Source organism: Gracilibacillus suaedae (assembly GCF_017599345.1).
In the GTDB taxonomy this organism is placed as follows: domain Bacteria; phylum Bacillota; class Bacilli; order Bacillales; family Amphibacillaceae; genus Gracilibacillus; species Gracilibacillus suaedae.
The window spans coordinates 64,136-77,004 of record NZ_JAGFVL010000040.1; the positions used below are offsets into that span (position 1 = coordinate 64,136).

Sequence of the window (12,869 nt, forward strand, 5' to 3'; positions counted from 1 at the left end):
TCTTCCTATTAGTATGTTACTTCTTCTTTTTGCAATAATTTGTTCGTAATAAACGCTAAACTTAAACCTAAAACAACGATTACCACTGCAATAGTAGCACCATATCCCATTGCCGTATCTTCAAATGCTTTCTGATACATATAGGTTCCTAGTACTTCTGAGGAACTACCCGGACCACCTCTAGTAATAATGTAAACAAGTTCGAAAATCTTTAACGTACCGGTAATGGCAAGAACAATACATGTTTTCAAATCACTCACTATTAACGGAATCGTCAGTTTAAACATCTTTTGTACACCGGTAATTCCTTCTAAAGCAGCTGCTTCATAAAAATCATTCGGAATCTTTTGAATAGCCGTTAATAAGATGACAAAGTAAAAGCCAACATAGTTCCAAATCGTTGGTATAGCTACCATATATAAGGATGATTGTTCGGTCAGCCATAACACTCTTTCTAAACCAAGATTAACTAAAATCTCATTCAGCAAACCGTTTCTGTAATTATAAATCAAGGTAAATAATAACCCGATCGCAGCACCGGAAATAACGATTGGAAAGAAAAAAGTTGTCCGATAAAAGCCCGCCCCTTTCGTAATTGCATTAACCATTATCGCTAAAACTAGTGCGATGCCTACCTGAAAAATCGTTACATACAACATTAACTCCAGCGAATTGAATAATGCTTCTCTGGCAATCTCATCACTCCATAACCGAACATAGTTATCTAGTCCAATAAACGTAGAGTTAAAGAATCCATCCGTTTTATAAAAGCTCTGCAAAATATTGTCCACAAACGGATAATACAAAAAGATACCTGTTATGACAAAAGCAGGCGTGAGAAAAAGAAAAACATATAGTTTATCACCTTTCATGACATCCTCCCTTCCAGATGAGCAACGAGGCTGACCCAGATACAGGGACAACCTCCTATTTGCTATCTAGTTATCTATTACTCTTCCATTGCAGCTGCTTCCTCTAATACTTGTTCACCAGTTGTGTTACCACTTACAATATCAGGGACGCTTGTCCGCACATGCGTAAACGCTTCCGGATAAATACGATCGTTAATCGGTAAAGCTACTGCTGGGGCGTCACTTACTAATTGATGACCTGCTTCCAGATAAGCTGGTAAATCTTCCAATGCACCTTTAGCTGGTGGTTGTCCTGTTGCTTCAGCAATCCGAACAATAATTTCTTCTGAAGTTAAATAGTTAAACAAATCTACAACGACATCACGCTTTGCTTCATCTTCATAGGATTTAGTACTGATAAACCATCCTTGAGATGCTCCACCGACAATCTCACCAGTTTCACCTCCATCAGCATAAACCGGCATCGGTAAAACGGTAACATCTTCGCCCATACCTGCTTCTTCCAATTGCCCCCAGAACCAGGAGCCTTCGAAAATCATTGCTGCTTGTTCCTGTTTAAATAATTCCTGTGCCATTGCTAAATCAATTGTAGCCGCATCAGGTGTAAACGCTCCCATATCTGCGTGTTTTTTAATGTTATCTAAACCTTCCGCCCATGTCGGATTTTGGTCTGCTAATTCTGCTTTATAATTTTCCATACCACCTGCCGCGAGTGCGTAGTGTTCTACTACATAATAAGAATCCTCTGTAGACGCTGCGATTGGAACAATATCTGTTTCAGCAAAAGCTTCAATTGCTGCTTCATATTGCTCCCAAGTAGTAGGTAGTTCAATTCCATTTTCTTCAAATAACTTCTTATTTACGAATAAGCCTTCATAAAAACCAGATTGTGGCGCAGCATAAATGTTACCGTCACTATGTCTTTGTTGTTCTAACATGGAATTAAATCCAGATAAGTCAATACCTTCCGCTTCTTCTAAGTTTACAACTTTACCTTCTTCGATAAGTCCTTCTGCATCAACTGTATTAAAATAGAACATCATATCAGGCTCATTATCAGAAGAGAAATCCGTATTTACTTTCGTTCGGATTGTACCAGCATCGGCTGATTGTGAATCATTTTCAATGCTTACATGTGGATGTTCGCTTACAAATTCGTCTAATACTTCCTGAAATACTTCACCAGCTGGATCCGTACCTGCCATTGTCGTAACCACTCGTAAATCAACTTCTCCAGATGCTTCTTCTGTATCTGTCTCTTCCGCACTTTCAGAAGTATCATCATTATCTGCCGGTGTTGAATCGGTTTCATTATTAGAACATGCTACTAAACCTATTAAAACAAACAAAAGTACTAACAACAGACTCCATTTAAAATGCTTCAACCTAACTACTCCTTTTCTATAAAGTTTATCAACAACTTATGTACAGTTGTCTATACCTAATATAGCTTGGCAGGTTTGAAATGTCAATACCTATTCTATAATTTTGCCATAATCAACCATTATTTAAATAAATCTGTTAGAAATCAAAACATACCAATCTATAATAGTAGTACATTTTTCATTAATTTAGATTTATTATTCTATCATACTATTGCTTAAACTCCTCCTATTTAATGATCTGATTTTTTGGATACAGTGAAACCATAATCAGTTGGGGTTTTACAGACGGTTAACACCGTGATAAATGTCAACATATCTTGTATATACCATTTGCAACCTTTTTGCAATAACTGTTCACACACTTTTTACAAAAAATATACCATATATCTTTATTAGGTATAGACAACCATACTTTAAACTGGTATTCTATGATTAACAACTTATTCTCTAAAGGTGTGATCATAATTGAATAGACAAAAGCTTTTGATTAAAAACATGAAAATTTATGCAGAAAACCGGAAACTTCATAACGGATTCATTAAAATCAAGGATCATATCATCGAAGAAATTGGTACATTAGACCAATTAACAACAGAAGAGGAATACCAAATCCTTGATTTTTCAGATAAAAATGTAAAGGCGATACCTGGATTAATCGACGTTCATATACATGGCGCCAACGGAGCTGATGTGATGGATGGCACGAAACAGGCATTGCGAACAATGGCTGATACATTACCGAAAGAAGGAACGACTTCTTTTTTAGCGACCACCATGACCCAAAGTAACGACGATATCGAAAGAGCGATTAAAAATGTCGCTTCTTACATGGGTCAGCAACATCCAGGGGTAGCAGAGATTATCGGGATTCATTTAGAAGGGCCTTTCATCAACATTAAGCGAAAAGGAGCACAGTCTGAAGAACATATTACAGAACCAAATATTTCACTGTTTCAAAAATGGCAGCAATTAGCGAACAAACAAATAAAACTTGTCACACTTGCACCAGAAGTAAATGGTGGAATGGAATTAGTTCAGCATTTAAAAAGCCAAGGCATTATTGCATCAGCAGGACATACCGACGCTACCGCTGACGAAATTAAGACAGCTATCAAACATGGCTTATCTCATATTACACATTTATATAACCAGATGCGTGGCTTTCATCATCGGGAACCAGGTGTAGTAGGTGCTGCATGGCTACAGAATGAACTGATGGTAGAAATGATTGCTGATGGTGTTCATTCCACACCTGAAGCGATTCAGACAGCTTTTGAACTCAAAGGGAAAGACAGATTACTTTTAATAACTGATGCAATGAGAGCTAAGTGCTTGCACGATGGTCACTATGACTTAGGCGGACAAAAAGTCAATGTCGTAGAACAAAAAGCTAGACTGGAGGATGGCACGTTGGCAGGCAGCACTTTAAAATTGGGTGATGCACTGAAAAATATCATTCAATTTAGTGGTTGTACTTTCGAGGAGGCAATCGCCATGACTTCCGCAAATGCTGCTAAAGAATTGGGTATGATAAACAGAAAAGGTACCATTGCCGAGAAAAAAGATGCCGATATCGTTTTATTAGATGATAACAATGATATCATTCTTACACTTTGCCGCGGAGAAATTGCTTACGAAAGGATGTAACAAAAGATGAAAGTAATTCGCACAACTAATCACCAAGAAATGAGTAAAATTGCAGCAAATATTATCCTGGATAGAATTAAATCTAGTTCACAAATCACATTGGGATTAGCTACTGGTGGGACCCCTATTCAAACATATGCCCATTTAGCGCAAGATTATCTGGAGAATAAAACCTCTTATCAGCATGTCATCACATTTAATTTAGATGAGTATATTGGACTTCCTAAAGAGGACCCTAACAGTTACCATTACTATATGGATAAACATTTATTCAGCAAGGTAAACATTCCCAGAGATCAAACATTCATTCCCAACGGGCTAACGGAAGATCTTGAAGCAGAATGCAAAGCATACGAGCAAAAAATCCAACAATACAACGGGATTGATTTACAACTATTGGGATTAGGTATAAACGGTCATATCGGGTTTAATGAACCTGGAACACCATTTGATCAGCACACCCATATCGTTTCCTTAACCAATTCAACGATACAGGCAAACGCTCGCTTTTTTGGAACGGTAGCGGAAGTCCCGAAAAAGGCCATCACAATGGGAATTGGCTCGATCATAGAAAGCAAAGAAATATTACTACTAGTATCCGGAAAAGAAAAGAATCAAGCACTAAACAAACTCTTGCATGGTAGAATTGATGAACAATTCCCAGCATCTATCCTAAACCATCATGAAAATGTTACCATCATTGCAGATGAAGATGCTATAATGAATACGGATATTTAATAAATTACAATGTGAAATTTAATGATATTGCAAGTAGAACACCAAAAACGACGCTAACTAAAGCAACTATTTATTTTAGTAATAAGATCGATAACAGAAAGGAGAAAGTCCAATGATAGATAAGCAATCGCCAATTCCTATTTATCATCAACTAGAAGAGCAAATTAAATCTAAAATAGAAAATGGTGAATACAAGCCGGGTGATGCATTACCATCCGAGCGAGAATACGCTGAACAGCTGAATATCAGTAGAATGACAGTGCGGCAAGCAATTACCAATTTAGTAAATGAACGCTATTTACACCGCATAAAAGGTAAAGGAACATTCATAACCGAGCAAAAGTTAGAACAAAACTTAAATGGACTCACAAGCTTTACAGAGGACATGAAAGCACGTGGTATGGAGCCAGGTAACAAATTAATTAATTTCGAAATCATCCCAGCCAATCAGAGTTTAGCCGAACAGCTTCATATACCGGAACACGCACCGATTTATGAGATAAAACGAATACGCTTAGCTGAGAATATTCCCATGGCTTTGGAGCGCACATATATTTCAGCAAACTTAATAAAAGGCATGACAGATGATATTGTGCAAAACTCACTTTATCAATATATCGAGAGTGAATTAGGATTAAAAATAGGAAAAGCAAGCCAAATATTTGAAGCTACTATTGCTAATGAAGAAGAAATTGAATATTTAGAAATACCTGAGCATTCACCTGTCCTTTTCATGAAAAGAACGACACAACTAGAAAATGGCACGACATTTGAAGTTGTTAAATCCTCTTACCGTGCAGATCGATACAAATTTATGCTTGATCTAGAGCGTTAATAAGGAGCGTCGTATAATGGTTAAAACAGTTACAGAAGCGATAAATCAAAATTCGCTTGCTATCGATGAAATGGAAGCTATCGATATCGTCTCTTTAATGTTGGAAGAAGAAGACCATATTCGAGAAGGAATTAAAAAATCACTAACAACTATTGCTGAAGCAGTTGAGCTAATCGTCGACAGGTGGCAACATGGAGCTCGTGTCTTTGTTATTGGCGCTGGAACGAGTGGACGTATTGGGGTATTAGACGCTGTCGAGCTTGGTCCGACATTTTCAATAGACCCCGATCGATGGATTGCTTTCGTTGCTGGTGGAAAAAATGCCATGTGGGAACCACTTGAACAGCATGAAGATAATACTTCTGATATCGTTCAGGAATTACAACATCACAATTTTAACGAAAACGATGTACTGATTGCTCTCAGCGCGAGTGGCTCGACTCCTTATTCCGTAGCTGCTCTAACCCATGCGAAAGAAAAACAAGCTGCATCGATTTCAATAAGCTGTAATCAACAGACATTGTCAACTAAACTAAGTGATGTTGGCATCGAATTGATAGTAGGTCCCGAAGTAATCCGTGGCTCAACGAGACTAAAAGCTGGAACGGCCCAGAAAATAGCGATTAACATGATATCAACCGCAACCATGGTCAAGCTTGGTAAGGTGTATCAGAATGAGATGATCGATATGCAGCTAATTAATAAAAAGTTAGTAAAGCGCGCAGAGTCGATGCTAATGCAATTGACAAGTATCACGGAAAAAGAAGCACAAGCTTTGATGGATGAAACAAACCATGATGTAAAACTTTCTTTAATCATGGCCAAAACAGGATGCAATAAGAACGAGGCAGCTCAATACCTAGCGAAGGCAAATAACCATGTAAAGAAAGCAATCCAATTATATGAAATGGGTTAAGAAACAGCGTGAAGAGCCGAACGTAAAATCATCTAACTCTTCACAAAAAGTATAGACTTCGCTATAATAGAGAAAGAATAAAGTACATACGCAGTCGATTTTTCTTTTAAAAAGGAGGAGACTCATGGGAATCGCATTAATTATCGGTGTTTGCGTTGCATTTTTTGTGGCTATCTTCGCTGCGGGATATGAAGCGAAACAATAGGTAAAAGGCTTGCTTTTGGTTGAAAGCAAGCCTTTTAATTTGTAAGTTAAGAAAGCATAAAATCAGCGCAATGACTGCGTTAAGCGAAGTAGTTATGTTGAAATGTTTATGTCTATTTGCAACAATTCTTGTCATAAGTAATAGGTTGACTTTTTTACAATGGACAAAGTGACAATCGTTATCCGTGAGTATAAAAGCAACTGTGTTACTTCCTGCTAGTGTTGTAGAGCAGATCTTAACGAAGGGCGCCCATTTCCACTCCTGTGGGAATTGTTTTACCTGAAGATCCACTTTTTCGAACGGGTTTTGCTCGAAAAAGTTAGCTGAAGGCCAAACCTCACGGAAAGCAGCCGGAGTGGTGGTCAAGCAGTTGATATTATTCCATAATAGTCACTAGAGGAAGCGTAAATCTTGAGCATTTAGTGATAAAGGACTAAGCGAATTTTTCTCAGTTTTTCTTAAGTGTATGAACCGGATAAAAACGTAAAAACATCTAATTATGCAATTGAAAGCATTTATATCCGAATGCTTCCATTTTAACTGTTGTTTCTTCTTGTAATACCTCTTGATTCGAGAATAATTCTATCGCTTTTCTATTTGAAAGTGCCTCTATCTCAATATTTTTCGCTTGATCACTGTTATTTAATACAAAAATAAGCTCTTCCTCTTCTACTTGTTTTTGATAGACAACTGTATTTTCATCTATTATAAGAAAACAGAAATTCGCACAATTTCCAAAGGCAGGTACTTCCTTTCTCATCTTTATTAGGTTTTGAACAAAGCGGAATAACTCGCGATCTTGCTTTGACTCATCCCACTCCATGCATTTACGGCAGCCAGGGTCATCACCTCCTGTTATGCCAATCTCGTCACCATAATAAATACAAGGTGATCCTAGAAAGGACATTTGAAATACATAAAGAAGCTTGACTAGATCTTTATTACCTTCAGCCATCGTTAAAATTCGAGCCGTATCATGACTATCCAATAAATTAAATGCTGCTTCATTTACATTTTGTGGATACATATGCAATACATTTGTGATACTATCAGCAAATGTTTGACTATCCATTTGTCGGGTAGCAAAATATTCCACTGCACCATTAGTGAAAGGATAGTTCATCACCGCATCAAACTGATCCCCTTGTAACCATGGCATTGCATCATGCCAGATCTCTCCCAATATATAGGCTTCTGGCTTCACTTCTTTTACTACTTTGCGGAAATCTCGCCAAAACGCATGATCCACTTCATTGGCAACATCTAAACGCCATCCATCAATGTCAAATTCTTCAATCCAATATCGTGCCACATCTAGCAGATATTTTTTCACTTCGGGATTGGCAGTATTTAATTTAGGCATGGATGCTACAAATCCAAATGCATCATAATTGGGATAACCTTCTGCTTTTACAGGAAACTCCCATAAATGAAACCAATCTTTAAAACGTGAATCTTGCTGATTAGTTAATACATCTTGAAAAGGCTCAAAATAGTAACCACTGTGATTGAAGACTGCATCTAACATTACCTTTATACCTCGATCGTGGCAGTCTTTAACTAATCTTCGAAATGTCTCTTTATCCCCGAATTGCGGATCAATTTCAAAATAGTCCATCGTATCGTATTTATGGTTCGAATAGGCTTTAAAAATAGGCGTAAAGTAAATACCGGTAATACCTAAATCGGATAAATAATCCAGATGATTTATAACACCCTGAAAGTCTCCTCCAAAAAAATTAGTTGGGCTAGGTTGTTCACTCCCCCATGGTACGGTACCTACTGGATTTAGTGAAAAATCTCCATTTGCAAATCGTTCAGGAAAAATCTGATACCAGACAGTATCCTTCACCCAGTCAGGTGCTTGAAATATATCATTTTCATGTAAATAAGGCATACAGAAATAATTACCGATGTCAGAAGGAGCTGATTTAAAAAATCCCCTTTCGGTAAAAGTGACTTCATTCTTATGAGTATCAGTACAGCGAAAACCATAGCGAAGCCTACGAAATTCCGGCTTAACGGCTATTTTCCAATAATCTGTTTGAGAAGTTGTTCCAGATTTAATCATTTTTTTGGTTTTGGATTGCCATTGATCCTCTTTAAAGTCATATGGATCAGCAAATATTAGTTCAACACTCTCTATATCATCCTTTTTCGTTTCTAACATAATATCTACCGTTTCTTTATCTTTCGCGTAAACATATTGATTAATTGCTCTGTGTTTAATAGCTTCCATAAACATATTTATCCCCTTTTCTTTTTTCATTCTCTGTATTTCAAATGAAAACACCCCCATTATGGAATGGGGGTTGTTTTCTAAAAAGCATTGCCCGCTTCTGTTGTATATTATTCTTGCCATGTTGTTGTTACTGTGTCTGTACCTTGATCTGGCACTGTATAAGTATGATTGGAACCACTTTCCCAAATCACATTACCTGAAGCATCTTTCTTAATAAACTTGTATTCTAATTGTTCATTAGCAGGTACAGCAATATCATAATACCACTTTGGATAAGAATATATGACTTGATTGAAAAATGGTCCAATCGCTTGATCAGTATCCCAATTCCCTAATTCTTGGGTACTCCCAACGATATAAATATTACTTCCGTAGTCAGTATTTGCTTCCTCTACAGCAAATCTCACTGGAATAAGATGATTGGTTAAGACTTCAAAGTTTTCGTAAATATTACTTTCTACATTACCACTTGTCATGACTCTAATATCGTAAAGATCTGCAGTTATATTTGGAATAGTTATAACAATTTCAGAGTCACTCCATGCTGTAATCGTAGCACTATTATTTCCAAAGAAAACATCACCTTCAGTATCACCAAATCCTTCACCACTAATAGTAACTTCACTTCCGGGTTGCCCCACCATCGGACCAACATGGCCTATTTTAGGGTTATTATTGCTTTCTGTTACTTCCCACACTGCTACTTCATTTGGCTGTAAATCAAAATTAGATACTAAACCATTTGCGTTTACATCTATAGAATCGCCATTTAATAATCCATCTAATACATCACTATACGTTCCTTCTGGCAAGGAAGTATTCATATTTGTTATGGAGTAATTTGTGTCACCACTGTTAACAGCTGTCACCACTACATTATCGCCAAATTTCCTTTCATATATATAAACATCTTGATTGATCCAACGCTCAGTCGTATCCCCATATCCTAAAGCTATATTATTTTGTCGAAGATGAGCAAGTTTGCTAATAATTTGATAAGCATTTGTTGTTTTATCAAAACTAGGCATAGGTTTTCTGTTTTCAGGATCTGAATCCCCAGTTAAGTATTGTTCTGTTCCATAATATATCGTAGGGACTCCACGAGAAGTTAATAAAACTGCTAGTGCCATCTCTGTATTTACTTGAGAGGCATTTTCTTGTTGAAATCTGCTCATATCATGATTATCGATAAACGTTACTTGATCATTAACTTGTTCATAACTGTTGGATGTTTCCTCAATCATACTATGGTAATCCTGCCAGTTATCTTCCTCAGACATTAATACTGCTCTTATTTGTTGACCATACTGAAAATCTAAAAGGCTCATGCCACTTTCATTAGCAAAATAATGATTTTTAGGATCTACTTCATCTTGTCCTAAGAACCATTCTCCAAAAGTAAATACTGGTTGGTGTGAATAAATATGATTCATAAGTGTTTCTTGCCATCCTTGAGACATGTGTTTCACTGCATCTACTCTTATTCCATCGATTCCTTTATCTAACCATAATTCAATGGATTCTTTTAAATATTGGTCAATCACTTCATTTTGTAAATCATAATCTGCTAAGTCATAAAGGTTACGATAAATACTATCTTCATACGAGGAAAAATCAGTACCTCCATTATGGTGAAATAGTCCAAGTGTATCATTGGAGTAATTGCCGATTAAGCTACCTTTATCATAAATAGCGCCATTTTCAACATAACTTTCGTCTGTTTCCAAAGCTGGCGATGAATGATTTGGTGTAAAATCCATGATAATCTTTATTCCATTACTATGAGCTACATTCACCAATTCATCAAAGTCTTCGAAATCCCCATAAAATGGATTAGTTTTTTTGTAATCTCTTGCCCAATAACCATGATAAGAAGTATAACCTTCAGGATGCACCTCATAAACGTTTTCAACAGGTTGAGAAATCCACAACGCTGTTATCCCTAAGTCTGTAAAATATCCATCATTAATTTTTTCCGTAATCCCTTTCCAATCACCACCCATGTATTTGTGCAAATCTGTTTGGCTATAGAGTTCTCCCTCCGGGTTATTAGAAGTATCTCCATCATGAAAGCGGTCCGTTACAATTTGGTAAATAGTATCTTTGGCATAATTAACCTTGTTAACATCAGAGTTAGCTTGTAATACTGACGGTGAAAAGAAAATCATCCACAACATAACAACAAAGAGCGCAATCGATTTCGTTTTTGTTTTTAATTTTGTAAACAAATTATTTCATCCTTTCATTTTTTATTTTTCCTTACATCTATCCTCCTTTTCTAAAACAAACAACCCCGGCTTTGTATAAAAGCCGGGGTTGTTTGTAATAAATACAAAAGCAGTGCCCTCAATTTGTTTATTGGTATTTTTCATAGTTGTTAGCATTATTATTACAATAAATTGAATAGTATGTCAATACATTTTTTATTATGGAAAAATACATATAATGTAGGAAAAATTATTAGTTAATTTTTTCGAGAAAACGCTTGCTTAAATAATTGATCCTATGTATAATTAGACTCAATAAGCGCAATCGATTGCGCAAATTGTTAAAAAGGGGAGAAATTATATGAGAAACACAAAATTATTTTTAGCTTTAATTACACTGTTATTTGCAATCGTTATCATTACAGCATGTGCTCCAGACAGAGAGGAAGAAACAAATACAGATAATAATGATGGAAGTACATCAGAAGAGACTTCGGAAGAATCAAATGATTCTGCTCAAACAGATCAACCTGATGAACTAACAGTATGGGCAAATGATGAAGAAGAACAATTAGAAGCTATTGAAAAAATAGCAGCAGATTATGAAGAGCAAAATGGCATTACAGTTAATGTAGTACCTAAATCAATGCTAGAACAATTAGATGAATTATCATTGGCTGGACCTGAAGGACGTGGACCGGATTTATTCTTTCAACCACATGATCGAATCGGTGATATCGTTGCACAAGGATTAGCGCAACCACTTGATATTTCCACTGAACAGTTAGCTGACTACAGTGATGCTTCTCAAGCATCTGTACAGTACGAATTTGAAGAATCCACCAATATGTATGGCGTTCCTGCTGTGATTGAAACATACGGCATTTTTTATAACAAAGACATAATTGATGAGCCTCAAACAATTGATGACTTACTTACTGCATTAGAGGAACACACAGATGCCTCTCAAGATAAATTCGGATTTTTAATGAAACCGAACGACTTATATTTCTCTTATCCATTCTTTAAGAGTTCTGGTGGATACATTTTTGGCGGTGACATCGGTGAATATGATACAAGTGATATCGGACTAGCAAATGAAGGTTCAATCGAAGGTGGTGAACTCTATCAGTCATTCTTCGGCGATGGAAAAATACCTCCTTCTACCACAACTGATGTTATAGATGGGTTATTTACGGAAGGGAAAGTTGGGGCGGTTATTAATGGTCCATGGAGTATACCTAGTTATCAGGAATCATTAGGTGATAGTCTTGGATTTGTGCCATTCCCTGACATCAATGGTCAAGGAGCTCAATCACTTGTTGGTGTAAAAGCTTGGATGGTATCTTACTATTCTGACAATACTGAATGGGCAACAGATCTTGCATTATTCATGACAAATGAAGAAAATCAAAAACATTACTTTGAAGTTGCGGGGGAACTGCCAACTAATACAAACGCACTTGAATCTATTGATGATCCAATTTTTAGTTCATTTAGCCAACAAATTGAAAACGGCGTGCCGATGCCTAGTACTCCGCAAATGTCTCAGGTTTGGGAACCAATGAATAATGCATTACAGTTCTTAGCTGAAGGGGAAGATCCTTCTTCCGTACTTCCAGAAGCGGTAGAACAAATTAAAACAAATATTGATGCTAGTGGTGCTCAATAAAATGAGACTGCCATCAGCGGGGAATTTTTACCCCTACTGATGAATAGCGAAACTATCAGGGTTTAGCTTCCGTTATCTCTCACTTAGAGCTTTCTTACATTGCTAAAAGCTTAAAGTGGAAGGCTTATGGAAGGTTAGTATCGCGACAAA

9 protein-coding genes are annotated in these 12,869 nt (G+C 36.7%); 5 read left to right on the forward strand and 4 right to left on the reverse strand.

The window, feature by feature from the left end; all coding sequences use genetic code 11:
* Positions 1–8: 8 nt before the first annotated feature.
* Both J5J03_RS11930 and J5J03_RS11935 read right to left on the reverse strand, forming a co-directional pair.
* The gene (locus J5J03_RS11930) at positions 9–872 is read right to left on the reverse strand and encodes a carbohydrate ABC transporter permease (RefSeq protein ID WP_208589787.1); all 864 of its coding nucleotides are present in this window, start codon (positions 870–872) and stop codon (positions 9–11) included.
* A 77-nt stretch (positions 873–949) separates the two neighbouring features.
* Entirely contained in the window at positions 950–2,257 is a 1,308-nt protein-coding gene (locus J5J03_RS11935; RefSeq protein ID WP_208589788.1) for an ABC transporter substrate-binding protein, read from the reverse strand.
* Between the two features lie 465 nt (positions 2,258–2,722).
* Between J5J03_RS11935 and nagA the strand changes: the two genes are divergently transcribed.
* The 4 genes from nagA (at position 2,723) to murQ (ending at position 6,393) form a co-directional block, all read left to right on the forward strand.
* The gene (nagA, locus tag J5J03_RS11940) at positions 2,723–3,904 is read left to right on the forward strand and encodes an N-acetylglucosamine-6-phosphate deacetylase (protein ID WP_208589789.1); all 1,182 of its coding nucleotides are present in this window, start codon (positions 2,723–2,725) and stop codon (positions 3,902–3,904) included.
* A gap of 6 nt (positions 3,905–3,910) precedes the next feature.
* The gene (nagB, locus tag J5J03_RS11945) at positions 3,911–4,642 is read left to right on the forward strand and encodes a glucosamine-6-phosphate deaminase (RefSeq protein ID WP_208589791.1); all 732 of its coding nucleotides are present in this window, start codon (positions 3,911–3,913) and stop codon (positions 4,640–4,642) included.
* A 112-nt stretch (positions 4,643–4,754) separates the two neighbouring features.
* Positions 4,755–5,477 (forward strand): GntR family transcriptional regulator, encoded by a 723-nt coding sequence (locus J5J03_RS11950; protein ID WP_208589794.1) that lies wholly within the window; start codon positions 4,755–4,757, stop codon positions 5,475–5,477.
* A gap of 16 nt (positions 5,478–5,493) precedes the next feature.
* Positions 5,494–6,393, forward strand: coding sequence for an N-acetylmuramic acid 6-phosphate etherase (gene murQ / locus J5J03_RS11955; RefSeq protein ID WP_208589795.1), 900 nt, complete (start codon positions 5,494–5,496; stop codon positions 6,391–6,393).
* Between the two features lie 698 nt (positions 6,394–7,091).
* Here murQ and J5J03_RS11960 read toward each other — a convergent pair.
* Together J5J03_RS11960 and J5J03_RS11965 are read right to left on the reverse strand one after the other, a co-directional pair.
* Complete coding sequence (locus J5J03_RS11960) at positions 7,092–8,843, reverse strand: glycoside hydrolase family 13 protein (RefSeq protein ID WP_208589796.1); 1,752 nt, start codon at positions 8,841–8,843, stop codon at positions 7,092–7,094.
* A gap of 104 nt (positions 8,844–8,947) precedes the next feature.
* Positions 8,948–11,017 carry an alpha-amylase family glycosyl hydrolase gene (locus J5J03_RS11965; protein ID WP_208589876.1) on the reverse strand — a complete coding sequence of 690 codons (2,070 nt, stop codon included), beginning with the start codon at positions 11,015–11,017 and terminating at the stop codon, positions 8,948–8,950.
* A gap of 391 nt (positions 11,018–11,408) precedes the next feature.
* On the opposite strand from J5J03_RS11965, the gene J5J03_RS11970 reads away from it, so the two are divergent.
* Entirely contained in the window at positions 11,409–12,719 is a 1,311-nt protein-coding gene (locus J5J03_RS11970) for a sugar ABC transporter substrate-binding protein (RefSeq protein WP_208589797.1), read from the forward strand.
* The last annotated feature ends 150 nt before the right edge of the window (positions 12,720–12,869 follow it).

Coding starts and splice junctions, on each gene's coding strand:
- nagB (WP_208589791.1), top strand. CDS start 3,911: ATGAAAGTAATTCGCACAACTAATCACCAAGAAATGAGTAAAATTGCA.
- murQ (WP_208589795.1), top strand. CDS start 5,494: ATGGTTAAAACAGTTACAGAAGCGATAAATCAAAATTCGCTTGCTATC.
- J5J03_RS11950 (WP_208589794.1), top strand. CDS start 4,755: ATGATAGATAAGCAATCGCCAATTCCTATTTATCATCAACTAGAAGAG.
- J5J03_RS11965 (WP_208589876.1), bottom strand. CDS start 11,017: ATGTTGTGGATGATTTTCTTTTCACCGTCAGTATTACAAGCTAACTCT.
- J5J03_RS11960 (WP_208589796.1), bottom strand. CDS start 8,843: ATGTTTATGGAAGCTATTAAACACAGAGCAATTAATCAATATGTTTAC.
- J5J03_RS11970 (WP_208589797.1), top strand. CDS start 11,409: ATGAGAAACACAAAATTATTTTTAGCTTTAATTACACTGTTATTTGCA.
- J5J03_RS11930 (WP_208589787.1), bottom strand. CDS start 872: ATGAAAGGTGATAAACTATATGTTTTTCTTTTTCTCACGCCTGCTTTT.